The sequence below is a fragment of the Streptomyces sp. NPDC003691 genome (genome assembly GCF_053981115.1).
On the sequence record NZ_JBSFNQ010000047.1, the window covers coordinates 11,138 to 35,934 of the forward strand.

A 24,797-nucleotide genomic window follows, 5' to 3' on the forward strand; every position below is an offset into this window, starting at 1 on the left:
AGGAGGCCGCCTGTATGACCGCCAACCGCATTCCCCTCCGGAGCCTGGAGCGGGGAACGCCCTTCGAGCAGCGCCACATAGGGCCCGACGCCGAGGCCCAGGCCAAGATGCTGGCTCAGGTCGGCTACGGCTCGCTGGACGAGCTGACCGCCGCCGCCGTGCCCGATGTGATCAAGAGCGCCGGGGCGCTGGGGCTGCCGGACGCCCGCACCGAGCCCGAGGTCATCGCGGAGCTGCGCTCCCTCGCCGACCGGAACACCGTACTGACGTCGATGATCGGCCTCGGCTACTACGGGACCTTCACCCCGCCGGTCGTCCTGCGCAACGTCATGGAGAACCCCTCCTGGTACACCGCGTACACGCCGTACCAGCCGGAGATCTCCCAGGGCCGTCTCGAAGCGCTGCTGAACTTCCAGACGATGGTCGCCGACCTCACCGGTCTGCCCACCTCCGGTGCCTCCCTCCTGGACGAGGGCACCGCCGCCGCGGAGGCGATGGCGCTCTCCCGCCGGGTCGGCAAGGTCAAGGACGGCGTCTTCCTGATCGACGCCGATGTGCTCCCCCAGACGATCGCGGTCATCGAGACCCGGGCCGAGCCGACCGGCGTCGAGGTGGTCACCGCCGATCTGAGCGACGGGATCCCGGCGGAGATCGCGGAGCGCGGTGTCTTCGGCGTACTGCTCCAGTACCCGGGTGCCTCCGGTGCCGTCCGTGATCTGCGGCCGGTGATCGAGCAGGCGCAGGACCTGGGCGCCGTCGTCACCGTCGCCGCCGATCTTCTCGCCCTCACCCTGCTCACCTCCCCCGGGGAGCTGGGCGCGGACATCGCCGTGGGCACCACCCAGCGGTTCGGCGTCCCGATGGGCTTCGGCGGCCCCCACGCGGGCTTCATGGCCGTCCGTGACCGGTTCGCCCGCAGCCTGCCCGGCCGGCTCGTCGGAGTCTCCGTCGACGCGGACGGCAACAAGGCCTACCGCCTCGCGCTCCAGACCCGTGAGCAGCACATCCGCCGGGAGAAGGCGACCAGCAACATCTGTACGGCCCAGGTGCTGCTGGCTGTGATGGCGGGCATGTACGCGGTCTACCACGGCCCCGACGGACTGCGGTCCATCGCCCGGCGCACCCACCGCTACGCCACCGTGCTCGCCGCCGGTCTGGCGGCGGGCGGTGCCGAGGTCGTCCACGGTGCCTACTTCGACACCGTCACGGTACGGGTACCCGGGCGCGCCGCCGAGGTGGCCGCCGCCGCCCGCGCGGGCGGGGTCAACCTCCGTCTCGTGGACGAGGACCATGTCTCCGTCGCCTGCGACGAGACCACCGACCGGGCCGCGGTCACCGCGGTCTGGGCCGCCTTCGGTATCGAGGCGGACATCGACGCCCTCGACGAGGACGGCGCGGACGCGCTGCCCGCCGCCCTGGTGCGCACCGACGACTACCTGACCCACCCGGTCTTCCACCAGCACCGTTCCGAGACCGCCATGCTGCGCTATCTGCGCCGGCTCGCGGACCGCGACTACGCGCTGGACCGCGGCATGATCCCGCTCGGCTCCTGCACCATGAAGCTGAACGCGACCACCGAGATGGAGCCGGTCACCTGGCCCGAGTTCGGCCGGATCCACCCCTTCGCCCCGGCCGACCAGGCCGCCGGATACCTCACCCTGATCCGGGAGCTGGAGGAGCGGCTGGCCGAGGTCACCGGCTACGACAAGGTCTCCATCCAGCCCAACGCCGGATCCCAGGGCGAGTTGGCCGGACTGCTCGCCGTCCGTGCCTACCACCGGGCCAACGGCGACACCGGCCGCACGGTCTGCCTCATCCCCTCCTCGGCACACGGCACCAATGCCGCGAGCGCGGTGATGGCAGGTATGAAGGTCGTCGTGGTGAAGACCGCCGACGACGGCGAGATCGACGCCGACGACCTGCGGGCCAAGATCGAGCAGTACCGGGACCAGCTCTCCGTACTGATGATCACCTACCCGTCCACGCACGGAGTGTTCGAGGAGCACGTCGCCGATATCTGCGCCCGGGTCCACGAGGCCGGCGGCCAGGTGTACGTGGACGGCGCCAATCTGAACGCGCTGGTGGGACTGGCGAAGCCGGGCGAGTTCGGTGGCGACGTATCCCATCTGAACCTGCACAAGACCTTCTGCATCCCGCACGGCGGCGGCGGTCCCGGCGTCGGCCCGGTGGCCGTACGGGCGCACCTCGCCCCGTATCTCCCCAACCACCCGCTCCAGCCCGAGGCGGGCCCGGCGACCGGCGTGGGGCCGGTCTCGGCGGCCCCCTGGGGCTCGGCCGGCATCCTGCCCATCTCCTGGGCGTACGTCCGGCTGATGGGCGGCGAGGGGCTCAAGCGGGCCACCCAGGTCGCCGTACTGGCCGCCAACTACATCGCCAAGCGGCTCGAACCGCACTACCCGGTGCTCTACACCGGCCCGGGCGGACTGGTCGCCCACGAGTGCATCATCGACCTGCGCCCGCTGACCAAGGCGACCGGCGTCAGCGTCGACGACATCGCCAAGCGGCTGATCGACTACGGCTTCCACTCGCCGACGATGTCGTTCCCGGTCGCCGGGACGCTGATGATCGAACCGACCGAGAGCGAGAACCTGGCCGAGGTCGACCGCTTCTGCGAGGCGATGATCGCGATCCGCGGCGAGATCGAGAAGGTCGCTTCGGGTGTCTGGCCCGCCGAGGACAACCCGCTGCGCAACGCGCCGCACACCGCGGCCGCGCTGGGCGGCGAGTGGGAGCACGCGTACAGCCGTGACGAGGCGGTCTTCCCGCCCGGAGTGAGCGCCGCCGACAAGTACTGGCCTCCGGTCCGGCGTATCGACGGTGCCTTCGGCGACCGGAACCTGGTCTGCTCCTGCCCGCCGCTGGACGCCTACGACGGCTGACGGAGGGCCGCGGCCGATGCCACGGGGCCGGTACGGAGCGTGCGGAAGCACACCGTCCGGCCCCTGGTCGTTCTCCGGCCGTGCAGGGCTGTTCTCCCCGAGAGGAAAGCCTTAGGCCGCGTGTGCCCCGGCCAGCGGGCGGTGCGGCGCGATGATCTTGCCGTCCGGCAGCAGCTCGCCCGTGTCCTCGAAGAGGAGAACGCCGTTGCACAGCAGGCTCCAGCCCTGCTCCGGGTGGTGAGCCACCAGACGGGCGGCGTCCCGGTCGGCTGAGTCTGATGTCGGGCACGAAGGCTGGTGCTGGCACATGGGCAGGTTCTTTCGCTGTGGTGTGATCAGTGTCCCGCGGCTCGATGAAGTGTTCATGGCCGCCCCCCGTATCTCTCGGTCCGATCCCAGTGTTGCCCGACGGGCGTCGATCCGCAGGGATTTCCCGACAGCTCGTCTGTGCGGTGAAAGACGTATCACCCACCCGGATGGTTCAGCTCAACCACACTGTCCTTTCGGGTGGTTCATCAGTGGCCCGAGCTGACTAGACCGTTATGACCAGGACGGATGACAGCGCGCCCCGTGACCGTCCGGTCACGGGGCGCGCTGCCGCCGGGACACCGGGGCGGCCGGGTCCGGCGGGAGGAGTGGCGGAAGGGGTCAGGCCGGTGAGCCGAGCAGCGGCGCCGGGGACAGTCGCAGGGTCATCACCGGGAGGAGTTCGCCCGCCCGGTAGGGCCGGTGGGCGGCGATCCCGGGGGGAGCGGGCGCCAGGGGCACCAGGAGATCGGCGGGGGCCAGGGCGGCGGCGGACGCGTCCGCCGCCGGGTCGGAGTGCAGCCAGAGCGTCAGCATGTAGAGCGCGGGGACGGAGAGCAGCCGGGGCTGGAAGGCGCCCGGCGAGGACTCGGCCCGGCGCAGGGCGAGTTCGGTGGAGCCGAGGTACGGCCCTCTGAAGAAGTGCGAGAACGTCCAGCCGTCCGGGGTGAGCACCGTGTCCGCCGCCGCGACCGCGACGCCGTCGCCGCGCAGCAGGAAACGCCAGCCGGTGAGCCGGGTGCGGGTGCCGGAACCGTCCGGTTCCGGCCCGCCCGGCTCCACCGGGTCGAGGACATGGAGGGGGAGCGGTGACTCGGGGCTCAGGGGTCCCTGAACGGACCTGAGTGCCGGGGGACGGTCCTCAAGGGCGGCTGATGGGGAACTGAGTGCCGCGAGAACGCTGCGGAGGGCAGGCGCGGGGGCCGGGAGGACATGCAGCGGCATGGTGGGTCGCCTCTCGCTCGGGAGACACGGTGAACCGGGGCGGCGCGCCGACGGTGCTGTCGGTCTGTCAGTGGTGCCGGTGCCGTCGGCTCCGACGGCACTGTCGGTTCGCGGCGCCCGGCGGTTCCGGGGGACCGGGGAGACCGCCGGGCCAACTCGCCGCCCGTTTGCAGAGTTTATAACACTCATGTTCGTACAGTGATTCCGCTAGCGCGTCCCGTGAATCCGGGCAAGGCGGGTTCAGGTCTTATTCGGCGGGAGGTTGCGCCGGATTTCCGGCGAGGCCCGGCCGACGGCCAGTTGTTTTGCCCCCGGGGTGGTAGGCCGAAACCTGTCGGCATTTTTCACCAGACGCCCGGCAGGTTTTAGGTGCCTGTTGCACCGGGTTGCCGTCCGGCCGTTCCCGGGGCCGACCGTGTGAAGCGTCCGGTGACGGAGGCCACACTAGCGGCCCCCGGCCGCCCCCGCCGCGTTATGGATCAACCAGTCTGGGCATTATTCGTCCCGGAGTTCGCCGAGCCGCCGCTCCCGGCGGAGGCCGGCGCTCCGTGGCATCCACCCGAGGAAGGACACTTCGATGGGGGACAAGGTCGCGACAGAAGGTTTCGGGCTGTCCGATCGCCAGCGGTACCGGCGGAAGCTCCAGCAGTGCCTCGCGGCGCTGGGGCGGTTGCTGGCCGAGCAGCGGTTCGACCGGCCCAGAAATCTCATGGGGCTGGAGATCGAGCTGAATCTGGTGGGTGCGGACGGACAGCCGCGGATGATGAATGCGGAAGTTCTGGAACGTATCGCCAGTCATGATTTCCAGACCGAACTGGGAATGTTCAACCTGGAGGTGAACATCGTTCCGCACCGGCTCGGCGGGCGTGTTCTCGACCAACTGGCCGAAGAGCTGCGGGCCGGTCTTGGATATGCCCACCGCAAGGCGAACGAGGTCGGCGCCGGAATCGTGATGATCGGTATTCTGCCGACCCTCGAACAGGCCGATCTGGTCAGCGGGAACCTTTCGGACGACCACCGCTACACCCTTCTCAACCAGCAGATCACGGCCGCCCGGGGCGAGGAGTTCGTCCTCGACATCGAGGGGGTGGAGAAACTGCACTGCTCGTCGGCTTCGATCGCGCCCGAGGCCGCGTGCACCTCCGTACAGCTCCACCTCCAGGTCACGCCCGGCCGGTTCGCGGATGTCTGGAACGCCGCCCAGGCGGTGGCGTCCGTGCAGGTCGCGGTGGGTGCCAACGCTCCCTTCCTGTTCGGCAAGGAGCTGTGGCGGGAGTCCCGGCCACCGCTGTTCCAGCAGGCCACCGACACCCGTCCGCCGGAGTTGCAGGCACAGGGTGTCAGGCCGCGCACCTGGTTCGGAGAGCGCTGGATCTCCTCGGCGTACGACCTCTTCGAGGAGAACCTGCGGTTCTTCCCGGCGCTGCTGCCGATCTGCGACGAGGAGGAGGACCCGCTGCGGGTCGTCGACGAGGGCGGCGTGCCCTCGCTGCACGAACTCGTCCTGCACAACGGCACGGTGTACCGCTGGAACCGGCCGGTGTACGGGGTTGCCGGGGGAGTTCCCCATCTGCGGGTCGAGAACCGGGTACTGCCCGCCGGCCCGACCGTCACCGACGTGGTCGCCAACGCCGCCTTCTACTACGGGCTGGTGCGCGCCCTGGCGGAGGAACCGCGGCCGGTCTGGAGCAGACTGCCGTTCGAGGCGGCGGCGGAGAATTTCGACACCGCGTGCCGCGACGGCATCGAGGCGGGACTGCGCTGGCCGCGTCCCGGACGGAACGGCGGGCTGGTGACCGTTCCCGTGGTCGACCTGGTCCGGGACGAACTGCTGCCGCTCGCCGCGGCCGGTCTCGACGCCTGGAACGTGGAGCCCGCCGACCGGGACCACTACCTGGGGGTGATCGAGGAGCGCTGCAAACGGCGGATGAACGGGGCGTCCTGGCAGGCGGAGACCTTCCACCGGGCCCGGGAGGCCGGGCTGGAGCGGGACGCGGCCCTCGCCGCCACCACCCGGCGCTACTGCGAGCTGATGCACCGCGGGGACCCCGTCCACACCTGGCCCGTCGGCTTCCCCGGCCCCGGCGGCTGAGCGGGGGCGCCGGCCGGTGCCGCGGTCCGCACCGGCCGCCGCCTGTGATGGGATGAGCCGGAACGACACGCGGCAGGCGGCCCACGGGAGGCGACGGTGCGGACGGAAGCGGGAAGGGTGGCCGGCTCCCTGCCCCCCGGGGGTACGGGGGACGGGCTCCTGGCGGACGGAATACCGCGCCGGACCCTGCGCTCCGAGCTGCTGCTGGTCCTCGCCCTCTCGCTGGGGGCCAGCGCGCTGTCGTCGCTGATCAGCTTTGTCGGGGCGCTGACCAGGCCCGGCGGTCTGAAGGACCAGGCGGCCACCCTGAACGGCTCGTACGCCCCCGGGCGGCCGTGGCTCGACCTCGCCTGGCAGCTCTTCGGCATCGCGACCGCGCTGGTACCCGTACTGCTGGTGGCCCATCTGCTGACCAGGGAAGGCGCGGGGGGCCTGCGCTCGATGGGCTTCGACCGCGGCCGGCCCTGGCCGGATCTGGGGCGCGGCACCCTGGTCGCCGCCGGGATCGGCAGTGCCGGGCTGGCCTTCTATCTGGGGGCCAGGGCGGCCGGGTTCAATCTGACCGTGGTGCCGGAGTCGCTGCCCGAGGTGTGGTGGAAGTTCCCCGTACTGATCCTCTCGGCGATCCAGAACTCCGTGGTGGAGGAGGTCATCGTCGTCGGCTATCTGCTCCGCAGGCTGGGGCAGCTGGGCTGGACGCCGACGGCCGCGCTGCTGGCCAGTTCGCTGCTCCGCGGCTCGTACCACCTCTACCAGGGCATCGGCGGGTTCATCGGCAATGTGGTGATGGGCGTCGTCTTCGTCCTGCTGTACCGCCGGTGGGGCCGGATCGGGCCGCTGGTGGTCGCCCATGCGCTGCTCGACATCGTGGCGTTCGCCGGATACGCGCTGCTGGCCGGGAAGGTGGGCTGGCTGCCGACCGCGTGACGCGGTGGGACCGGGAAGCGAGGGGCGTACGGGAGGGAACCGTACGCCCCCTCTGCCGTTTCCGGGCCCCGGGGCGGCCGGTCAGGGAGCGGCCAGCAGCTCGCCGTCGATCACCGTGACCGCGCTGCCGGTCAGCAGGGTCCGCCCGCCGCGCAGCCCGGTCCGGACCAGGCCGGTGCGCCCGGCCGGGCCCTGGCGGCCGGTCAGATCGGTGCGGCCGAGGCGGGCCGACCAGAAGGGGGCGAGGGCGGTGTGGGCGCTGCCCGTCACCGGGTCCTCGTCGATGCCGGCGTTGGGGAAGAAACAGCGGGAGACGAAGTCGTAGCCGCTGTCCGGGTTCCCCGCGGCGGCCGTGACGATGACGCCCCGCCGGGAGAGCCGGGCCAGGGCCGGCAGATCCGGTGCGAGAGCGTGCACGGTTTCCTCGTCGGCGACCTCGACGAGGAGGTCGCCGATCTGCGGGCCGGTGTCGTGCACGGAGAGCACCGGTGCGCCGATCGCCTTCTCGACTCCGTCGGGCAGGGCGGCGGGGGTCAGCGGGGCGGTGGGGAAGTCAAGGGTGACCGTGCCGTCGTCGTGCGTCGTGGCGGTGAGGATCCCGCAGCGCGCGGCGAAGCGGACGGTGCCGCCCGCGGTGCCCGTGGTGTGCAGGACATGGGCGGTCGCCAGGGTGGCGTGACCGCACATGTCGACTTCGGTGGTGGGGGTGAACCAGCGCAGCGCCCAGTCGGCGTCCGGTGTGCCCTCGGGCAGGGGGTGGGCGTAGGCGGTCTCGGAGAGATTGACCTCGGCGGCGACCCGCTGGAGCCAGGCGTCGTCGGGGAAGGACCTGGCCTCGGGCAGCAGTACGACGGCGGCGGGATTGCCCCCGAAGGGCCGGGGGGTGAAGGCGTCCACGAATCGGATTCTCATGGGGCGACCGTACGAGCGGACCGGGCGCCGCCACCAAGGCCAATCCGGAGGCGGCGGCCCCCTTCTCCCCGCGGACGGCGGCGGGGCCGGGAAGGATCATGTCGCTGGGCTTGTTCGGCGACAGGTTCCGATATATCGTTGAAGCATCACGATGGATCAACGATGGAAGGAGTGTCGTGATGGATTCCTATCGGGACGACAACGAGCACGGCCGCCAGTGCGGCCCCGGACATCGGGGCCGGGGCGGCGGCGAAGGGCGTCGGGGGGCCTTCGGGCAGTTCGGGCCGCCCTTCGGCGGCGGCGGTCCCTTCGGGGGGCCCTTCGGCGGCGGCCGGGGCCGTGGCGGCGGTGGCCGGGGAAGGGCGCGCCGTGGCGATGTGCGGGCCTCGATCCTGGCGCTGCTGAAGGACCGGCCGATGCACGGATACGAGATGATCCAGGAGATCGGCGAGCGGAGCGGCGGTGCCTGGAAGCCCAGCCCCGGCTCCGTCTATCCCACCCTCCAGCTGCTGGAGGACGAGGGCCTGATCGTCAGTGCGAGCGAGGGCGGCAAGAAGCTCTTCACCCTCACCGACGCCGGGCGCACCGAGGCCGAGACCGGGCCGGACGCCCCCTGGGAGGAGGCCGGCCGCGGGGTCGACTGGGACACGGTGAACGAGATACGGCAGGCGGGCTGGGGGCTGATGGAGGCCTTCGGCCAGGTCTGGAAGACCGGCAGCGCCGAACAGCGCCAGAAGGCCCTCGATGTCATCAACGAGAGCCGGAAGAAGCTCTATCTCATCCTCGCCGACGAGCAGTGAACCGGCCGCCGGGCCGCCCGGCGGACCGGGGCGGCGGAACAGGGGTGCGGCCCCGCGCGACGAGTGCGGGGTCGCACCCCTGTTCCCGTACAGGGTCTCCGGTGTCCCCGTACGGGGCGCTCCGGTCGGCGGTTGCCCCCGGTCTGCCCGGTCTGCCCTGGTCAGCCCGGTGAACCGCCCGTGCCGCGGGGGAGCCGCCCGCGGGGGCCGGCGGAGGTGTGCCGCCGGATCTCGGCCGCGTCGAAGCGGTCGGACGCCCGGGGGTGGGGGCCCTCGTCGTGGCAGTGGAAGGCGGCCCAGAAGACATCCGCGCGCAGGGCGTCGACGGGTGCGTACACCCGGTAGACGTACTCCCGTCCGTCCGCCGCGGGCAGGGCCACCAACCAGAACATGTCCCGGGTGACGCGTCCGCGGCGGCCCGGGTTGCCTGCCCGGAGTGCCCGGCCGGGGCGCAGGGGGCGCGTGCGGGCAAGGCGGCGCGCGGAGCCGGAGGGGATGTGTCGCGATCTCATCCGTAAGGAGGAGGAATCGGCAAGGTGTGCCCAACTTCGGTGGGATGGGCGAATAGCCCCGGACGGGGATGCTTTCGGGTCGCCTGACTGATGGGGTGGGAGTTGTGCAGAACTCCGTCCCGCCGCCGTCCGTTCCGTCGCCCCTGTCGCGTACCGATGCCGGAGGGCGGCTCACGCCCGAACTCGCCGCGGTGGTGGCGGGCGCGCGCCGCCGGGCCCTGCGGGACGGTGACCGCCAGATCGACACCGCGCATCTGCTGCACTCCCTGCTGGAGGCCGATCCCGAGGCGAGGGCGGCACTGGGCCCCGGCCCGAAGGTCGCCCGGGTCCGCGGATATCTGGCCCAGCGCAGCATCGGGTACGGGCTGCGCTGGCGCGGTGCGGTGGAGGATTCGGGCACGATGCCGGCCCTCCGGCCGCCGGTGCCGCGACCCGCGGGCGGCGGGGTCTGGTCGCCGTCGGCGGCCGGCGCGGTCGACGGCGCGCTGACGCGTGCCGCCCGGCGGGGTGTTCGGCGGGCCGCCGGAGTCGATCTGCTCGCCGCGCTGGTGGCCGACGCCGGGTGCCGCGCGGTGGAGGTGCTGCGCCGTGCCGGGGTGGATCCCGAGACGCTCGGGGCGCGGGCCGGCGGCGGGGGCGCCGGGGCTGTCTGAGGGAACCGGCGGATTACCCGGCCGCTGCCGTTCTCCGCGGTCTTCCGTGTTCCCGTCTCGACATGCGTCATGAGGTCGACGCTCATGACCGCTGCTGTCATGATGTGCCGATGCAGGCGACTTCCGGGAGAAAAAGCGGCCTGGGCATCGCCCTGGCCTCCGCCCTCGCGTTCGGCGGATCGGGTGTGGCGGCCAAGCCGCTGATCGAAGCGGGGCTGGACCCGCTGCACGTGGTGTGGCTGCGGGTGACCGGCGCGGCGCTGGTGATGCTGCCGCTCGCCTGGCGCCACCGCGATCTCGTACGCCGCAAACCGGCGCTGCTCCTCGGCTTCGGACTGCTCGCCGTCGCCGGTGTGCAGGCCTTCTACTTCGCCTCCATCTCCCGGATCCCGGTCGGCGTCGCGCTCCTGGTCGAATACCTCGGCCCCGCCCTCGTCCTGGGGTGGATCCGGTTCGTCCAGCGGCGGCCGGTGACCCGAGCCGCCGCCGTCGGCGTGGTGCTCGCGGTGACCGGTCTCGCCTGTGTGGTCGAGGTCTGGTCCGGGCTGAGCTTCGACGCCCTCGGTCTGCTGCTGGCGCTCGGCGCGGCCTGCTGCCAGGCCTGTTACTTCATTCTCGCCGACCACGGGAGCGGCGACGAGGAGACCCGGGCCGACCCGCTCGGGGTGATCGCGTACGGACTGCTGGTCGGCGCGGCCGTCCTGACGGTCGTCGCCCGCCCCTGGACCATGGACGCCGGGCTGCTCGGCGGCGCCGTCGAGATGGGCGGCAGCGAGGTGCAGGCCTGGCTGCTGCTCGGCTGGGTCGTACTGATCGCGACGGTCTTCGCCTATGTCACCGGGGTCGTCTCGGTGCGGAAACTGTCGCCGCAGGTCGCCGGGGTGGTCGCCTGTCTGGAAGCGGTCGTGGCCACCGTGCTGGCCTGGGTCCTGCTGAGGGAGCATCTGTCGCTGCCGCAGATCGTGGGCGGGGCACTGGTATTGACGGGGGCGTTCATCGCCCAGTCCCAGGCGCCCAAGGCGCCTTCCGGACCGGTCGCCTCCGGTGGCGGTAGCGGCGGTGTCTCCGACGGTACGGGGCCCGCGGACGCGTCCGCGGAGCCCGCCGTCCCGTCCGCCCCCGCCGTTTCGTCCGCCGCGCACCCCGAAGCGGCCGGACCCGGCCCCGCGGGCCGGATCCCGGGCGCCGAAGGGGAGTTGTCGGCCGACCGCTCCTGAGCATAGGGTCGCGATCATGCATTCGACCGTGCTTCCGCCTCCCGCCCGCTGACGCGGGCGGCGCCCTTCTCCGACGAGGACCGGGCCCGGGATGTCCCCGGGCGGTCCGTCGCTGCCCGCGTTCCGTGCAGAGCGACGACCTCATCCCGTACTTCCTCCACGGAGACCTCACGTGTCGAACTCCTCGTCCCTCCCTGCCGTCGGCGTGCCCGGACCGGTGTCCCCGGTCCTTCCGGACCCCGGATCCGGGCCCGCCGGGGCGCGCCCCGCACCCGGCGTACCGTCCGTCGGGCGGAGCCTGCTCTGTCTGATCGTCGCGGGCCTCGCCTGGGGCACCGCGGGCGCTGCCGCGTCCCTGGTGTTCGCCGCGGGCGGGCCCGGGCCGCTGTCGCTCTCCTTCTGGCGCTGCGCCGGAGGACTGCTTCTGCTGCTGGGGGTGCTGGCGCTGCGGCGCCGCAGCCGGCCGGGCGGCGCCACCCCCGTGACCCGGCCGGAGTCCCGCGGCCGCAGGCTGGTACGGCTGCTCGGCACCGGTATCGGGCTCACCGTCTTCCAGAGCGCCTACTTCGCGGCCGTCCAAGCGACCGGACTCGCGGTGGCCACCGTCGTCACCCTGGGAGCCGGGCCGGTACTGATCGCCGCCGGGGCCCGCGCGCTGCTGGGGGAGCGGCTCGGCGCTGGCGGGACGGCCGCCGTCGGCGGCGCGCTCGCCGGTCTCGCGGTGCTGGTGCTGGGCGGCGGGAACGGCACCGTACGCACCTCCGGGGTGCTGCTCGCGCTGCTCGCCGCCGCGGGCTATGCGGCGATCACCCTGATCGCTCGCGGGCTCGGCCGCTCGGGCGGCTCCGACCCGGTGACCACGACCGCCTGGTCCTTCGGTGTCGGCGCGGTCTGTCTGCTGCCCCTCGCCCTCGCCGAGGGGTTCTTCCCCACGACCGGCGACCCGCTGCGCGTCCTGTTGCTGCTGGGGTACGTGGCGGCGGTGCCGACCGCGCTGGCGTACGTCCTCTACTTCGTCGGGGCGGCCGCGGTCCGGGCCGCGACCGTATCGGTGGTGATGCTGCTGGAGCCGGTGAGCGCGGCCGTCATGGCCACCGCCTTCCTCGGCGAGGAACTGACCGGCGCGACAGTCCTCGGGACGCTGCTGCTGCTCACCGCGGTCGTGGGGCTCGCCAGGACGGAATCCCGCCCGGGCCGCGTCCGCCGGTAGCGGCGGTACGGATCCGGGCGCGCCCCGGGCCCGCGGGCGGTCCGGTTCGGACGGTGGTACGTGCGCTATCCGGCCGGACGCGCTCCCCGTGCCGGGGCCGCGGGTGGTCCGGCCCCGGTGGTGACGGGGGCGGGGCCGGGTCTTCGCGGCGGCGGCGTACCCGTCCCGGCGGATGCCCGAGGGGGTCCGGTCCCGGAGTGACCCGCCGCCGTATCGCGGCGGTCCTGCCTTCGGCCCGGGGGCGGGCCCGACGGCGTGGGCGAGGACCCCGGACGCCGGACGGAGGCGGTCGGCCGCCTCTGTGGGCCGTGTCCCGGTGCCCGGCCCCGGTGGCCGCGGGCCGGGGCCGGTCCCGGCGGTCTGCGCGGCTGGTGCGCCGCTCGCGCGGTCCCGCAGCGGCGGCCCCGCCCGGTGCGGGCGAGGGCCGTTGCTGTCCCGGTCCCCGGCTCGCCCGGCCGTCCCCGCCCGGCCGGGCCGGGTGCCCGGGGGCGTCCTCAGCCCATCGGGAGATACGGCGGCAGCCCGACGGACGGCGCGAGATCGTCGGCGGGAACCGGGGCGCCGTACTCCCGGTGGACCGGCACCACACCCGTCCAGTAGGGCAGTTCCAGATCCTCCGGATCGTCGTTGGGGCCGCCGCTGCGGGTCTTCGCCGACACCTCTTCGAGGTCGAGCCGCAGGACCGCGGTCGCCGCGGCCTCCTTGGCGTTCGCCGGGCGCGAGTCGGCGGAACGGCCCGGGACCGCGTGGTCGACCAGGGCGTCGAGCGCCGCCAGCTTCTCCGCGGGGTCGGTGACCTGGCGGGCGATGCCGTGGACCATGACCGAGCGGTAGTTGACCGAGTGGTGGAAGGCGGAGCGCGCCAGCACCAGGCCGTCGAAACGGGTGACGGTCAGACAGACCGGGAGACCGGGGTCCTCGCCGCCCGCCGCCCGCAGCGGACGGGAGCCGGTGGAGCCGTGGACGTACAGCCGTTCGCCGACCCGTGCGTACAGCGTCGGCAGTACGACCGGGCGGCCGTCGCGGATGAACCCGAGGTGGCAGACGCAGTCGTCGTCGAGTATCGCGTGGACCGTCTCGCGGTCGTACGCGGCGCGCTCCCGGCTGCGGGTGGGCACGGTGAATTCGGTCGGGGCATAGCCGTCCGGGACCGGGGGGACGACGACGGGTGCGGCATCCGACATGACAACTCCATTGCACTAGTGCATAATGCTGTTTGTGCTAGGAGAATATCGGATCGTGGGGCGTCGCGCATCGGAGATCGCGGCCAGCGTGGAGCGCGGTGTCGCCGAGGGGGCGCTGGAGCCCGGGCAACTCCTTCCGCCGATGCGGGAGTTGGCCGAGGTCCTCGGAGTGAATCCGAATACCGTCGCCGCGGCCTACCGGACCCTGCGCGAGCGGGGAATCATCGAGACGGCGGGCCGCCGGGGCAGCCGGGTGCTGCCCCGGCCGGTCAGTACGGCGCGAGGCGCGCTCCGGGTCGAAGCGCCGCCCGGTGTACGAGACGTCAGCGAGGGCAACCCGGACCCGGCGCTGCTGCCGCCGCTGGAGGAGGCACTCGCGGCGGCCGCCCGGGCCGGGCGGAGCGGCCCGCACTACGGCCTCTACGGGGGCCCTACCGTCACACCCGAGCTGGCCCGGCTCGCCCGTGAGGCCCTGGATGCCGACGGGGTCCCGGCCGGGCCCGTCGCGGTCGCCTCGGGCTCCCTCGATGTCATCGAACGCGTACTCGCGGCACATCTGCGGCCCGGGGACCGGGTCGGTGTCGAGGATCCGGGCTGGGGCAATCTGCTCGACCTGGTCCCGGCGCTGGGGCTGCGCACGGTGCCCCTGCCCGTCGACGACGAGGGGCCGCTGCCGGACGGCGTGGCCCGGGCGCTCGCCGAGGGGGTCCGGGCGGTCGTCGTCACCGCCCGGGCGCAGAACCCGACCGGTGCCGCGGTGAGCGGGCCGCGCGCCCGGGCGCTGCGCGCCGTCCTCGCCGCCGCGCCGGACACCCTGCTCATCGAAGACGATCATGCGCACGGCATCGTCGGCCTGCCGCTGCACCCCCTTGCCGGGGTCACGGACCACTGGGCGTTCGTCCGGTCCACGGCCAAGGCCTACGGCCCCGATCTGCGGACCGCCGTCTTCACCGGTGACCCGGTCACCGTCGACCGGGTCACCGGGCGGCAGTTCGTCGGTCCGGGCTGGGTCAGCCGGCTGCTCCAGTCGGCCGTGGTCCATCTCTGGACCACGGGGGCGGTCGACCCGGCCGGGGTGGCCGCGGAGTACGGGAGGCGCCGCGACGGTCTGGTGGCCGCCCTGGCCCGGCGGGGCGTCACGGCCCACGGGCGGAGCGGGATGAACGTCTGGGTGCCGGTCGCCGACGAGACCGGGACGGTGGCCCGGCTGCTCCAGGCGGGCTGGGCGGTCGCCCCCGGGGCGCGCTTCCGGACCGCGGCCCCGCCGGGCATCCGGATCACCGTCTCCTCGCTGACCGAGGCCGATACGGAACCGCTGGCGGACGCCGTCGCCGATGCCGTCGGACCGGTGCCGCGGCGGAGCTACGGCTGACGGGCGGGGTGCGCCGCGCCGGACGCCGCCCGGTAACGGCCGGCCGCCTCCGGGGCTCCCCGGCCGTCCCGGCCGGGGAGCCCGCCGGGACCGCCGTGGCCGCCGTGGCCGGTGGGACCGTCATGGTCTCCACGGCCCCCCGGCCGGAGCAGCCGCCGTTGCTCCGGCGCCGGCACCGTCGGCCGGACGGACCGCTACGGCCGTTGGGGCGGTTGCTAGGTCGCCGCCGGGCGCTGCTCCGGCTGCGGCACCGTCCCCGGGAATCGCCGTGGCCGCCCCGACCGGAGCGGCCGCTCCCGCCGCAAGGACCCCGGAGACCGGAGACGCCGTCGTCGCGGTGGCCCCGGGCGGAACCGGCCCGGGGGACCGGCCGGACTCCGCCGCGCCCGGAGCGGCCGCCTCGCCCGCGAGCGCCGCCCCGCCGCCCCGGGCCACCGGGACGGACGCTCTGCCCGCCGTCCGCGGCCGGGACTGGCTCAGCGCGGCCCCCGCGATGATCACCAGCGCGCCCACCGGGGTGTTCCAGCTCAGATGCTCGCCGAGGACGGTGACGCCCGCGACCGTCGCGATGACCGGGGTGAAGTACGTGACCGTCTGGGCCGTCGTCGGCCCGACCTCGGCGACCAGCCCGTACTGCACGAGCATCGCGAGGCCCGTGGCCAGCGCCCCCAGCGCCGCGACCGACAGCAGCGGCACCGTCGGGAACGATGTCGGGAAGCCGGCGAACAACGGGGTGACCACGGCGAGCTGGACCGTGGCGATCAGGAGCTGGCCGGTGGTCAGCGACAGATTCGAGTGGCGGTTCCCCGCCAGTGTGCGGCGGATGTAGATCCAGCCGACCGGGTAACTCAGGGACGCCAGCAGTGCCATCGCGGTGCCGGACGGGGCGATCCCGGCGAAGCCCTGCCAGGCGCCCAGCACCGTGAGCACCCCGAGGAAGCCGAGGCTCAGCCCGGCCACCCGGCGCCGGGTCGGCCGGTCCTCGGAGAGCGCGACCAGCGAGAGGACCATGCCCCACAGCGGTGAGGTCGCGTTGCAGATCGCCGCCAGCGCCGACGGGATCGTCTCCTGGGAGTAGGCGAACAGGGAGAACGGCAGGGCGTTCAGCAGGAACGCCGAAACCGTCAGATGCAGCCAGGTCCACCCGCCGCGGGGCAGCCCCTCCCGCCGCACCGCGAGCGCCACGGCCAGCACCGCCGTACCGAAGACGAGCCGCCCCAGGGTCACCTGGAACGGGGCGAACCCCTGGGTGCCGACCTTGGTGAGCAGAAAGCTGAAGCCCCAGACGGCGGAGAGAAAGGCGAAGCGCAGCCGCCAGTCCACCCGGGAGCGGCGGGGAAGGGCCGGCGGGGTGGTGGAGGGGGCGGTGGACGCCCGGGCCGCGGTGGTCATGGGATCTACTGTCCCGCCCGGAATCTCGTAGCACAAGTGAGAATTTCTTCGCTGTTTGGATTAGCATTGCTTACATGTTGAATCTGGAGCGCCTGCGGACCCTGGACGCCCTCGCCCGCCACGGATCGGTCAGCGCCGCCGCCGAGGGGCTGCACGTCACGACCTCCGCCGTCTCCCAGCAGCTCTCCAAACTGGAGCGGGAGGTCGGGCAGCAACTGCTCGCCAGGAACGGGCGCGGGGTGCGGCTCACCGACGCCGGACGGCTGCTCGCCGACCACGCCGCCCGGATCCTGTCCCAGGTCGAGCTGGCCCAGGCCGATATCGAGGCACAGCGCGGCCAGGTGGTCGGGGAGGTGCGGGTCGCCGCCTTCCCGACGGCGGCCCGGGGGCTGTTCCCCGGGATGATCTCGGCGCTCCGCGAGGGCCACCCCGATCTGCGGGTACGGACCCGGGAGACCGAGCCCGAGGACGGTATCCGCGGGGTCGTCCGGGGCGACTACGACCTCGCCGTCGTCCTGGACTGGAGCAACAAGCGGCTGCCCGTCCCCGGCGGGCTGGCCCAGGTCCATCTCCTCGACGACGCCCCCGATATCGCCATGCCCGCCGGGCATCCGCTGGCGGACCGGGCGGAGGTCGGTCTGGAGGACTTCGCGGACGACGACTGGGTGTCCTGGCCGGAGGGCGAGTTCTGCCACGAGTGGCTGACGTTCACCCTGCGCTCACGCGGTATCGAGCCGCGCATCCCGCATCTGGCGGGGGAGCACCACACCCAGCTGGCGCTGATCGCCGCCGGCTGCGGGGTCTGTGTGACGCCCCGGCTGGGGCGCGGCCCGGTGCCGGAGGGCGTCGTGCTCGTTCCCGTACGCCGTCGGGTGCTCCGCCATGTGTACGCGGTCTGGCGCACCGACGCCGACCGGCGGCCGTCCATCCGGGCCACGGCGCGGGCGCTGGCCGATGCCGCGGCGGCCCTGGAGGCGGGTCCCGGGGCGGGATGACGGGGTGACGGGGTGGAGGGGGGCGCGGGGTGTCGAGGGCGCGGAGCGGCGGCGGGCGTACGGATCCGGCACCCGCCGCCGACGCGCGCCGCGCCCGCTCCGGCCCCGTCGCGCCCGTACGGGCTGTACCGCCTCTGGGGAAGTCCCGCTCCGGGCCGTCGTGTTCGCCCCCGGCTTTCCCGCCTCGCGGAAGCCCCGCTCCGGGGGCGGCGCCGGGGCTGCCGGTGACGGTCCTGCCGCGCGGGCCGGCCTCGGGCGCCGTCATGCCCGCCCCGGCCCTCCCGCCTTGCGGAAGTCCCATGACACGATCGTGTCGGGAGTGAGCCGCAGCCAGGCGTGACGGCCGTCGTGCGGCATCGCGCCGAGGCCGAAGTTCTTCCGCGCGAACAGCCGCTCCGGCTCCCGCAGTTCCGCGCAGGGTTCGCCGGTGCGCGGGGCCTCGCCGACCGGGACCACCGACCCGGACAGTTCCACGCCGCGGAGTTCCCCGTACTCCTCGCCGTCGTCCACCAGGACCGCGATCCGGGGATCGTGCCGCAGATCCGTCCAGCGGCGGCTGCGCACCAGCGAGTACAGCCAGAGCGATGTGCCGTCCCAGGCGTACCAGAGCGCGCCCGCGTGGGGGCGGCCGTCCGGTGAGACGGTCGCCGCCCGGCAGGTGCGCCGTCCGGCGAGGAAGGTGTCGATCTCCCCGGGGGTCATCATGATCCGGCGGCCCCGCCGCTGCGTCGCCGCGGGCCCGTGCCGCTCGGGCATGCCGTCACCCGCCCCTTCCGCCCGTACGTCGCGTCCGGGCTTGATGTCTGACGAAGTGTCAGGAATCATGGGCGCTCCGCGCCGGCGGCGCAAGAGTGCCGCGGCGCGGCGGCCGCCGCGGGCCCCGCGGGCGCCCCGTACGCGGTGGAGGGGGTCCGATGCCGTCCGGCGAATCCGTTTCCGGCAGCGCGGCGGGCGACCGGCTGGCGCGGCTGCTCGACCCGGCCGGCACCGTCCTGCTCACCGTCGAGTGCCAGCGCGGTGTGGTGGGGGAGCCGAGCGCCCTGCCCGAACTCGCCGCGGAGGTCCGGCGCTCCGGCGTCCTCGGCCGGATCGCCGCGCTGGCCGCGGCCGCGCGCGCCGCGGGCGTCCAGGTCGTGCACGCGGTGGCCGAACGCCGTCCCGACGGGCGCGGCGCCAACCGGAACGCCCCGCTCTTCCGGGCCCTCGCGCACCTCCCCGTACAGCAGCACCCAGGCACCCCGGCCGTCGAACTCGCGCCACCCGTCGAAGCCGCGGCCGGTGATCTCGTGGTCCGGCGGCTGCACGGTCTTTCGCCGCTCGCCGGGACCGGGCTCGATCCGCTGCTGCGCAATCTCCGCTGCCGGACCCTGCTGGTCACCGGGGTGTCGGCGAATATCGCCGTCCCGAACACCGTGTTCGACGCGGTCAACCTCGGGTACGCGGCCGTGGTGCCGCGGGACGCGATCGCGGGAGTGCCGGCCGACTACACCCCCGCGGTCCTCCGCCATACGCTCGCGCCCGTCGCCACCCTCACCACCTGCGAGGCGGTACGGGCGGCCTGGCGGCCGCGCGTTCCGTGACGACCTACGCCAGCACGATGGAATCGCCCTCCTGCCGTACCGCGGCCGGTGCCAGCGGGCGGGGCGCGGGGCCGCCCTTCACACTGCCGTCGGACGCGTCGAACAGGCTGTTGTGGCAGGGGCAGACGATGACGTTGTTCTCGACGCCCCGCACGGCACACCCCTGATGCGTGCACTTGGCGGAGAACGCCTTGAACTCGCCCTTCACGGGCTGGGTGATCACGACGTCGCCGACCACCTTGCCGCCGCCCTCGGGGATGTCGGCCGCCTTCGCCAGTACCTTGCCGCCGGGGGAGCCGCCCTCCGGAGCGCCGCCCGTGGTGCCGCCGGTGCCTCCCGCGCTCCTGTCGCCGCCGCCGGACGGGCCGTCGTCCGATCCGCACGCCGTCAGCGCGACCGCCAGACCGGCCCCGCCCACCGCGGCGACGACGGTCCTGCGGCAGACGGTACGGGGCTCCTGCTGTGATCCGGACATCTCTGTGCGCTCCTTCTGGTCACGGTCCCGCGGGCCGGAGCGCCGGAGAGCGGCGCGGCCCGTGCGAGTGAGTACGTGCCGCGCCCCCGGAGGGTTCACCCGCCGCCCCGCCCGGCCGCGGGGGCACGGACCGCCGGGCCCGTCAGGCGCCGAGCGCCTCCCGCAGGAACCCGGCCTCCCTCAGCAGCAGTCCCGCTGCCTGCTCCTCCCGCACCACCCGGTGACCGGCGCCCGGCAGCGGCAGCACCTGATGCTCCCGGCCCGCGGCCAGCAGCGCCGACGAGAACCTCAGCAGATGCGCGAAATGGACGTTGTCGTCCGCCGTGCCGTGCGCCAGCAGCAGCGGACGGGTGAGCAGATGGGCGTACGGCACCAGGGAACTGCGCTCGTACGCCTCCGGGAAGACGTCCGGGTGCCCGAGGAACCGTTCCTCCCAGTGGGTGTCGTACAGCCGCCGGTCGGTCGGCGCCGCCCCCGCGACGGCCGCGTGGAAGACGTCCGGTCGGTGCAGCACCGCGGCCGCCGCCAGATAGCCGCCGTACGACCAGCCGCGGATGCCGACCCGGCCGAGGTCGAGCTCCGGCCGCTGCTCCGCCGCCGCGTGTACGGCGTCCACCTGGTCCTCCAGTGCCGGTCCCAGCCGGTCGCCGCGTACCGCCTTCTCCCACTCCCGGCCGCGGCCCGGCGTGCCCCGGCCGTCGGTGACGAGCACCGCGAAGCCCTGCTCGGCGAACCACCGGGCGGTGTACGTCCACCAGGCGCGGGCCCGCAGCACCAGCTGCATCCCGGGGCCGCCGTACGGGCTCAGCAGCACCGGCAGCGGCCCGGAGCCGGCCTCGTACCAGGACGGCAGATACAGGGACGACCGCAGCAGGCGCTCGCCCAGGAGCAGCGGTACCGGTGCCGGGTCGAAGCCGGGTTCCGCGGTGAGCACCGCGATGCCGCCGTCCGGTACGCCGCCGCGGAGCACGGTGACCGTCCGGCCGGATTCGGTGAGGCCGTCGAGGACGACGGTGTCCCCGCCGACGGCCGCGGTGTGCACCCCGGGCTCCCGGCTGACCCTGGTGAACCCTTCCTCCGGACCGTACGACCAGACATGGACCTCGCTCGGCTCGTCGCTCGCGGTGAACCACAGCCGGTCGCCGTCCGCGCCGACGAACTCCCGGACATGGAGGGCGGCGGGGGAGAGGTCGCCGCCGATCCGCAGCCCCCGCCTGCCGTCGCGGGCATGGGCGGTGACGGCGACCGGGGTGCCCGCGGGGGTACGGCCCGGGGCGCCGGGCAGCAGATCGACCCACGCCGCGTCCCGCACCCGGTCCAGCGGCTCGGCTGCGCCGGTCACCGGGTCGACGGCCAGCAGCCATACGGAGCGCTGGTCCCGGGTCTGCACGGTGACCAGGGGCCCATGCGGGTCCCAGCGCGCGTCCGTCACATACTCGAAGGCCCGGTCGGTCCACTCGCCGGGCTCGTGCGACTCCGGATCGGCGGCCGCGGGCAGCGCCACATCGGTCCGGCCGCCCTCCGGCCGCAGGACGTGCAGCGACAGCCGGGCGTTGGCTGTCCCCGCCACCGGGTACTTCACGGCCCGCGGCGGCCGGGCCGGATCCGCCGGGTCGTGGACGTACCACGTCGCCACGGGCGACAGATCGGCCCGCATGGCCAGCAGCGCGTCCCCCGCGGGCGACCACCAGTAGCCGCGGGACCGCCCGATGGACTCCGCCGACGCATGGTCCGACAGACCGTAGGTCACCTCGGGCGTCTCCGGACCGGCCAGCAGCCGGTCATCACTGCCGTCGGGCCGCACGGCACGCAGCGCGCCGCCGGTGACATAGGCGATCCACGCACCGTCGGGTGAGGGACGGGGGTCGACGACCGGGCCCGCCGTGGCGATCGTCCAGGCCCCACCGCCGTCGGTCCGCACCGCCCGGAGGACACCCCCGAGAGCGAAGACGGCGAGCCGGACCGCGGCGTCGGTGGCGTACGAGACGATCCCCGACACCGCTGTCCGGGCCCGCTCGCGGCGGATCCGCTCCGCCTCCGGAATCGCTTCTTCAGGATCGTCGTGCTCGTCGGAGCCGAGGGGATCGGCCAGGATGCGCTCCCGCCCCGCCTCGTACAGCCAGAGCCTCGCGACCGGGTCGGTGCCCGAGGTGCCGCGGACGAAGAGGACCCGGGAACCGTCCGGAGCGACGGTGAACCGCTCCGGCGTACCGAGGGAGAAGCGCCGGGTACGGGCGAACAGACGGGGGAATCCGGGCAGTACGGGGGCGGCGGGGCGGCGGCCGGACGCGGCGCCGTTGCTGTGGGAGGCCATGGGGGATCCTGCGCAGCCCCCGGCGCCGCGCCGCAACCCGGTTTCCCCGGCTTCCGGTCCGTCACCCCCGGTCCGTCACCCCCGGCGTGCCGCGACCGGCCCGCCACCCGGGGCTCCTGTGTTCCGCCCGGATAGGGCCGCCGGATCCGGGCATGATGGGAGGTGCGGCGACGAGGAGGCGGAAGTGGCGGACGGTCTTTCCGGGGCGTGCCCCCCGATGAACCCCGCCGTACGCGAGACGTACGGACCGGCCGATCTGGGCGCGGAGCCGATCTTCGGCGGGGGTTTCATCAACTTCGGCTACTGGAAGGCGGTCGACCTTGCCCGGCCGCTGACCGAGACGGAGCGGATCCGCAGCCAGCAGGACCTCTACCGGCATGTCCTGGACGCCGCCCGGCCGTCGGCCCGGGACCGCCTGCTGGAAGTGGGCTGCGGACTCGGCCAGGGATGTGCCCTGGTCCTGGCGGAGTACGGGCCCGCCGCGGTCACCGGTCTGGACATCCACCCCGAGCAGCTGCGGCGGGCCCGCACCGCGCAAGCGGACCTGCTCGCCCGGGAACCGGACCGGCTCCGGTTCGCCGAGGGAGCAGCCGAGCGGATCCCGGCCGGGGACGGCACGTACGACGTCGTCATCAGCGTCGAGGCCGCCCAGCACTTCCCGGACCTCACCGCCTTCGCGGCGGAGACGGCCCGGGTGCTCCGTCCCGGCGGCCGCGCCGCCGTGGCCAGCTTCTTCACCGTGGACGACGCCCCGACTGCCCCGGCCGAACTGGCCGAGCTGCTGGAGACGTACGCCGGCGGTCTCGACCTCGCCCGCCCGGTGGCGGCCCTCGCGGACGCCTTCACGGCCGCCGGCCTCACCGGTGTACGCACCGAACCGATCGGCACCCACGTCTGGCCGGGCTGGGACCGCTGGCTCTCCCACTGGTGGGCCGAGGGCACCTGGCCCCGCAACTTCCTCCGCGCCTACGAGCGCGGGCTCCTCGACTACTACCTGGTCACGGCGGCGCGCTGAGCCAGGCCCGGCGGGCCGGGGGAGGGCGTGGCGCCGTCGAATCGGCAAGGCGACGTGTCGACTACCGCCCCTGCTGATTGCTTCCGGAGTCCGGCGGCGAGGAGTTCCGTCCAGGCCGGCGTTACTGCCGGCCCCGGCCTCCGGCGAGGCGGACAAGTGCCTCCGTGGGCCGGCAGAGCCCGTCGAGCAGCGGATGGAAGGCGACGAAGTAGTGGGCGCTGACCCGGCCCCGCTCCTTGTCGAGAATCTGCGGGGCCTCATCGCGGTAGATATGGCGGAGGTACCGGCGGCGGATGGGCGCTCCTGCCAGGAGCAGCACGGGTGAGGAGATGAGAAGGGCAAGCGAGATCAGTGCCCTCACGGCCTTGATCCCGGCTCTCTCGGATCTCGTCTCGTATCGCATGCGCTCCAGTGTGCCGCCCCCCGTTGTGGCCCGTGAGCCCGCACCGCGCGGCCGGGTGCCGTCGCCTCCTCGCGCGGCTCTCCGGAGCCGCCCGGTGGGACCGGTCCGGCCGTACGGTGCCACCCGCGCTGCGGATTCGCCCGGAGCCGTGCCGTATAGCCTGGGGAAATGCTGACCGAAGTCACAGCGACCCGCTATGTCACCCCCCTGCGAGAAGGCGGCTCGCTCCCCGGGATCGTCGAGGCCGATGATCTCGGTACGTACGTGGTGAAGTTCACCGGCGCCGGGCAGGGGCGCAAGACGCTCGTCGCGGAGGTGATCTGCGGGCAGCTCGCGCGGCGGCTGGGGCTGCGGATTCCCGAGCTGGTCACCGTGCAGCTCGATCCCGTCATCGGGCTCGGCGAGCCCGACCAGGAGGTGCAGGAGCTGCTGAAGGCCAGCGGCGGGCTCAATCTGGGCATGGACTATCTGCCGGGTTCCCTCGGGTTCGACCCGCTCGCCTACGAGGTCGGGCCGGCCGAGGCCGGGCGGGTCGTCTGGTTCGACGCCCTGATCAACAATGTCGACCGTTCCTGGCGCAACCCCAACATGCTGGTCTGGCACGGCGACCTCTGGCTCATCGACCACGGCGCGACCATGATCTGGCACCACAACTGGCCGGGCGCAGCCGCCTCCGCGGCCAAGCCGTACGACGCGTCCGACCACGCCCTCGCGCCCTTCCGGCCGGACATCGCGGCGGCCGCCGCCGAACTCGCCCCCCTCGTCACGGAGGAACTGCTGGCCGGGATCGTGGCCGAGGTGCCCGACGAATGGCTGGTCGACGAGCCCGGATTCGCCACCACCGACGAGGTACGCGCCGCCTACACGGCCGCCCTGCTGTCGCGAGCGGCCGGCATTCACGAACGGATCACCTTGAACGCACCTTCGAAGCCCCGGCCCTCCCAGGCGCCCGGCTGGCTGGTCGGACGGCTCCCGGTCACCGGCCGCGGTGAGCGCCCGGCGGGTACCGGCACGGAAGGCGCGGGCGCATGAGCGAGCGGGTCGTCTTCGAGTACGCGCTGCTGCGGGTGATCCCGCGGGTCGAGCGCGGGGAGTGCTTCAACGCGGGCGTCGTGCTCTACTGCCGGGCCCGGTCGTTCGTCGGCGCGCTCACCCATCTGGACGAGGTGAAGCTGAAGGCGCTCGCCCCGGACGCCGACGCGACGGGCGTCCGGGCCGCCCTGCACGCGGTCGAGGGGGTCTGCGGCGGCGGTGACGGCGCCGGGCAGGCCGCCGGGGACGATCCGGGCCGCCGCTTCCGCTGGCTGGTGGCGCCCCGGTCCACGGTCGTCCAGCCCGGTCCGGTCCACACCGGGCTGACCGCCGACCCGGAGGCCGAACTCGCCCGCCTGCTGGAGCTGCTGGTGCGGTGAGCCCGCCGGCCCCCAGCCCGCCGGCCGTCGGCCCCGGGGCCCGGACGATCGGCCGGACGGCCGACGGGCCCGCCCCGGCGCACCCGGTGGGCCGTTGACACCGGGTGCCGCTGCTTCTAGCGTCACGTCTGCGCAAAGGTACTAAGCGGTCGCTCACGCGGGCGTCGTACGCCCCGGAGGC

General features: G+C 73.9%; 23 protein-coding genes. 13 read left to right on the plus strand and 10 right to left on the minus strand.

Features of this window, described 5'->3' with window-relative positions; genetic code table 11:
* The first annotated feature begins 14 nt into the window (after positions 1-14).
* A complete protein-coding gene (gcvP, locus tag ACWDR0_RS21815; protein ID WP_456353386.1) occupies positions 15-2,900 on the plus strand; it encodes an aminomethyl-transferring glycine dehydrogenase in 2,886 nt (961 codons plus the stop codon).
* A gap of 111 nt (positions 2,901-3,011) precedes the next feature.
* On the opposite strand, the gene ACWDR0_RS21820 is transcribed toward gcvP, so the two are convergent.
* Together ACWDR0_RS21820 and ACWDR0_RS21825 are read right to left on the minus strand one after the other, a co-directional pair.
* On the minus strand, positions 3,012-3,209 hold the full coding sequence (locus ACWDR0_RS21820) for a DUF5999 family protein (RefSeq protein ID WP_456353387.1): 198 nt from the start codon (positions 3,207-3,209) through the stop codon (positions 3,012-3,014).
* Positions 3,210-3,548: 339 nt separating this feature from the next.
* Positions 3,549-4,151 (minus strand): hypothetical protein, encoded by a 603-nt coding sequence (locus ACWDR0_RS21825; protein ID WP_456353388.1) that lies wholly within the window; start codon positions 4,149-4,151, stop codon positions 3,549-3,551.
* Positions 4,152-4,728: 577 nt separating this feature from the next.
* On the opposite strand from ACWDR0_RS21825, the gene ACWDR0_RS21830 reads away from it, so the two are divergent.
* Both ACWDR0_RS21830 and ACWDR0_RS21835 read left to right on the plus strand, forming a co-directional pair.
* Positions 4,729-6,243, plus strand: a complete 1,515-nt coding sequence (locus ACWDR0_RS21830) for a glutamate--cysteine ligase (RefSeq protein ID WP_456353389.1) — start codon at positions 4,729-4,731, stop codon at positions 6,241-6,243.
* 129 nt (positions 6,244-6,372) lie between these two features.
* Positions 6,373-7,170 (plus strand): CPBP family intramembrane glutamic endopeptidase, encoded by a 798-nt coding sequence (locus tag ACWDR0_RS21835; RefSeq protein ID WP_456353433.1) that lies wholly within the window; start codon positions 6,373-6,375, stop codon positions 7,168-7,170.
* 81 nt (positions 7,171-7,251) lie between these two features.
* Here the strand turns inward: ACWDR0_RS21835 and ACWDR0_RS21840 are convergent, their stop codons facing one another.
* Entirely contained in the window at positions 7,252-8,082 is an 831-nt protein-coding gene (locus ACWDR0_RS21840) for a PhzF family phenazine biosynthesis protein (RefSeq protein ID WP_456353390.1), read from the minus strand.
* 179 nt (positions 8,083-8,261) lie between these two features.
* Between ACWDR0_RS21840 and ACWDR0_RS21845 the strand changes: the two genes are divergently transcribed.
* Positions 8,262-8,882: a PadR family transcriptional regulator gene (locus tag ACWDR0_RS21845; protein WP_456353391.1), complete on the plus strand. Its 621-nt coding sequence runs from the start codon at positions 8,262-8,264 to the stop codon at positions 8,880-8,882.
* Between the two features lie 161 nt (positions 8,883-9,043).
* On the opposite strand, the gene ACWDR0_RS21850 is transcribed toward ACWDR0_RS21845, so the two are convergent.
* Entirely contained in the window at positions 9,044-9,274 is a 231-nt protein-coding gene (locus tag ACWDR0_RS21850) for a hypothetical protein (protein WP_456353392.1), read from the minus strand.
* Positions 9,275-9,498: 224 nt separating this feature from the next.
* Here ACWDR0_RS21850 and ACWDR0_RS21855 point away from each other — a divergent pair, with 224 nt between their 5' ends.
* The 3 genes from ACWDR0_RS21855 to ACWDR0_RS21865 all read left to right on the plus strand — a co-directional run bounded on the left by ACWDR0_RS21855 (position 9,499) and on the right by ACWDR0_RS21865 (position 12,474).
* Positions 9,499-10,047, plus strand: a complete 549-nt coding sequence (locus tag ACWDR0_RS21855) for a Clp protease N-terminal domain-containing protein (RefSeq protein WP_456353393.1) — start codon at positions 9,499-9,501, stop codon at positions 10,045-10,047.
* Between the two features lie 110 nt (positions 10,048-10,157).
* Positions 10,158-11,264 carry an EamA family transporter gene (locus tag ACWDR0_RS21860; protein ID WP_456353394.1) on the plus strand — a complete coding sequence of 369 codons (1,107 nt, stop codon included), beginning with the start codon at positions 10,158-10,160 and terminating at the stop codon, positions 11,262-11,264.
* 172 nt (positions 11,265-11,436) lie between these two features.
* A complete protein-coding gene (locus tag ACWDR0_RS21865) occupies positions 11,437-12,474 on the plus strand; it encodes a DMT family transporter (protein ID WP_456353395.1) in 1,038 nt (345 codons plus the stop codon).
* 494 nt (positions 12,475-12,968) lie between these two features.
* On the opposite strand, the gene ACWDR0_RS21870 is transcribed toward ACWDR0_RS21865, so the two are convergent.
* The gene (locus ACWDR0_RS21870) at positions 12,969-13,658 is read right to left on the minus strand and encodes a pyridoxamine 5'-phosphate oxidase family protein (protein WP_456353396.1); all 690 of its coding nucleotides are present in this window, start codon (positions 13,656-13,658) and stop codon (positions 12,969-12,971) included.
* A gap of 34 nt (positions 13,659-13,692) precedes the next feature.
* Here ACWDR0_RS21870 and ACWDR0_RS21875 point away from each other — a divergent pair, with 34 nt between their 5' ends.
* Complete coding sequence (locus ACWDR0_RS21875; protein WP_456353397.1) at positions 13,693-15,030, plus strand: aminotransferase class I/II-fold pyridoxal phosphate-dependent enzyme; 1,338 nt, start codon at positions 13,693-13,695, stop codon at positions 15,028-15,030.
* A gap of 120 nt (positions 15,031-15,150) precedes the next feature.
* Here ACWDR0_RS21875 and ACWDR0_RS21880 read toward each other — a convergent pair whose 3' ends face one another.
* Entirely contained in the window at positions 15,151-16,422 is a 1,272-nt protein-coding gene (locus ACWDR0_RS21880; RefSeq protein WP_456353398.1) for a DMT family transporter, read from the minus strand.
* Positions 16,423-16,496: 74 nt separating this feature from the next.
* On the opposite strand from ACWDR0_RS21880, the gene ACWDR0_RS21885 reads away from it, so the two are divergent.
* The gene (locus ACWDR0_RS21885) at positions 16,497-17,417 is read left to right on the plus strand and encodes a LysR family transcriptional regulator (RefSeq protein ID WP_456353399.1); all 921 of its coding nucleotides are present in this window, start codon (positions 16,497-16,499) and stop codon (positions 17,415-17,417) included.
* 261 nt (positions 17,418-17,678) lie between these two features.
* Here the strand turns inward: ACWDR0_RS21885 and ACWDR0_RS21890 are convergent, their stop codons facing one another.
* The gene (locus ACWDR0_RS21890) at positions 17,679-18,173 is read right to left on the minus strand and encodes a pyridoxamine 5'-phosphate oxidase family protein (protein ID WP_456353434.1); all 495 of its coding nucleotides are present in this window, start codon (positions 18,171-18,173) and stop codon (positions 17,679-17,681) included.
* A gap of 158 nt (positions 18,174-18,331) precedes the next feature.
* Here ACWDR0_RS21890 and ACWDR0_RS21895 point away from each other — a divergent pair, with 158 nt between their 5' ends.
* Entirely contained in the window at positions 18,332-18,997 is a 666-nt protein-coding gene (locus tag ACWDR0_RS21895; protein ID WP_456353400.1) for a cysteine hydrolase family protein, read from the plus strand.
* Positions 18,998-19,001: 4 nt separating this feature from the next.
* Here ACWDR0_RS21895 and ACWDR0_RS21900 read toward each other — a convergent pair whose 3' ends face one another.
* Positions 19,002-19,472, minus strand: a complete 471-nt coding sequence (locus tag ACWDR0_RS21900) for a Rieske (2Fe-2S) protein (RefSeq protein WP_456353401.1) — start codon at positions 19,470-19,472, stop codon at positions 19,002-19,004.
* Between the two features lie 142 nt (positions 19,473-19,614).
* Positions 19,615-21,786: an alpha/beta fold hydrolase gene (locus ACWDR0_RS21905; protein ID WP_456353402.1), complete on the minus strand. Its 2,172-nt coding sequence runs from the start codon at positions 21,784-21,786 to the stop codon at positions 19,615-19,617.
* A gap of 184 nt (positions 21,787-21,970) precedes the next feature.
* Between ACWDR0_RS21905 and ACWDR0_RS21910 the strand changes: the two genes are divergently transcribed.
* Complete coding sequence (locus tag ACWDR0_RS21910; RefSeq protein WP_456353403.1) at positions 21,971-22,801, plus strand: class I SAM-dependent methyltransferase; 831 nt, start codon at positions 21,971-21,973, stop codon at positions 22,799-22,801.
* A 121-nt stretch (positions 22,802-22,922) separates the two neighbouring features.
* Here the strand turns inward: ACWDR0_RS21910 and ACWDR0_RS21915 are convergent, their stop codons facing one another.
* Entirely contained in the window at positions 22,923-23,204 is a 282-nt protein-coding gene (locus ACWDR0_RS21915) for a hypothetical protein (protein ID WP_456353404.1), read from the minus strand.
* A 168-nt stretch (positions 23,205-23,372) separates the two neighbouring features.
* Between ACWDR0_RS21915 and ACWDR0_RS21920 the strand changes: the two genes are divergently transcribed.
* Both ACWDR0_RS21920 and ACWDR0_RS21925 read left to right on the plus strand, forming a co-directional pair.
* Complete coding sequence (locus ACWDR0_RS21920; RefSeq protein ID WP_456353405.1) at positions 23,373-24,236, plus strand: HipA family kinase; 864 nt, start codon at positions 23,373-23,375, stop codon at positions 24,234-24,236.
* Complete coding sequence (locus tag ACWDR0_RS21925; protein ID WP_456353406.1) at positions 24,233-24,616, plus strand: DUF3037 domain-containing protein; 384 nt, start codon at positions 24,233-24,235, stop codon at positions 24,614-24,616. The genes ACWDR0_RS21920 and ACWDR0_RS21925 overlap by 4 nt, the downstream gene beginning before the upstream one ends.
* The last annotated feature ends 181 nt before the right edge of the window (positions 24,617-24,797 follow it).

Excerpts from the sequence above, each read along its gene's own strand:
- ACWDR0_RS21915 (WP_456353404.1), bottom strand. The coding sequence starts at position 23,204 with ATGCGATACGAGACGAGATCCGAGAGAGCCGGGATCAAGGCCGTGAGG.
- gcvP (WP_456353386.1), top strand. The coding sequence starts at position 15 with ATGACCGCCAACCGCATTCCCCTCCGGAGCCTGGAGCGGGGAACGCCC.
- ACWDR0_RS21900 (WP_456353401.1), bottom strand. The coding sequence starts at position 19,472 with ATGTCCGGATCACAGCAGGAGCCCCGTACCGTCTGCCGCAGGACCGTC.
- ACWDR0_RS21880 (WP_456353398.1), bottom strand. The coding sequence starts at position 16,422 with ATGACCACCGCGGCCCGGGCGTCCACCGCCCCCTCCACCACCCCGCCG.
- ACWDR0_RS21825 (WP_456353388.1), bottom strand. The coding sequence starts at position 4,151 with ATGCCGCTGCATGTCCTCCCGGCCCCCGCGCCTGCCCTCCGCAGCGTT.
- ACWDR0_RS21870 (WP_456353396.1), bottom strand. The coding sequence starts at position 13,658 with ATGTCGGATGCCGCACCCGTCGTCGTCCCCCCGGTCCCGGACGGCTAT.
- ACWDR0_RS21840 (WP_456353390.1), bottom strand. The coding sequence starts at position 8,082 with ATGAGAATCCGATTCGTGGACGCCTTCACCCCCCGGCCCTTCGGGGGC.
- ACWDR0_RS21905 (WP_456353402.1), bottom strand. The coding sequence starts at position 21,786 with ATGGCCTCCCACAGCAACGGCGCCGCGTCCGGCCGCCGCCCCGCCGCC.
- ACWDR0_RS21830 (WP_456353389.1), top strand. The coding sequence starts at position 4,729 with ATGGGGGACAAGGTCGCGACAGAAGGTTTCGGGCTGTCCGATCGCCAG.
- ACWDR0_RS21845 (WP_456353391.1), top strand. The coding sequence starts at position 8,262 with ATGGATTCCTATCGGGACGACAACGAGCACGGCCGCCAGTGCGGCCCC.
- ACWDR0_RS21920 (WP_456353405.1), top strand. The coding sequence starts at position 23,373 with ATGCTGACCGAAGTCACAGCGACCCGCTATGTCACCCCCCTGCGAGAA.
- ACWDR0_RS21885 (WP_456353399.1), top strand. The coding sequence starts at position 16,497 with ATGTTGAATCTGGAGCGCCTGCGGACCCTGGACGCCCTCGCCCGCCAC.
- ACWDR0_RS21860 (WP_456353394.1), top strand. The coding sequence starts at position 10,158 with ATGCAGGCGACTTCCGGGAGAAAAAGCGGCCTGGGCATCGCCCTGGCC.
- ACWDR0_RS21895 (WP_456353400.1), top strand. The coding sequence starts at position 18,332 with ATGCCGTCCGGCGAATCCGTTTCCGGCAGCGCGGCGGGCGACCGGCTG.
- ACWDR0_RS21820 (WP_456353387.1), bottom strand. The coding sequence starts at position 3,209 with ATGTGCCAGCACCAGCCTTCGTGCCCGACATCAGACTCAGCCGACCGG.
- ACWDR0_RS21925 (WP_456353406.1), top strand. The coding sequence starts at position 24,233 with ATGAGCGAGCGGGTCGTCTTCGAGTACGCGCTGCTGCGGGTGATCCCG.
- ACWDR0_RS21890 (WP_456353434.1), bottom strand. The coding sequence starts at position 18,173 with ATGCCCGAGCGGCACGGGCCCGCGGCGACGCAGCGGCGGGGCCGCCGG.
- ACWDR0_RS21850 (WP_456353392.1), bottom strand. The coding sequence starts at position 9,274 with ATGTTCTGGTTGGTGGCCCTGCCCGCGGCGGACGGACGGGAGTACGTC.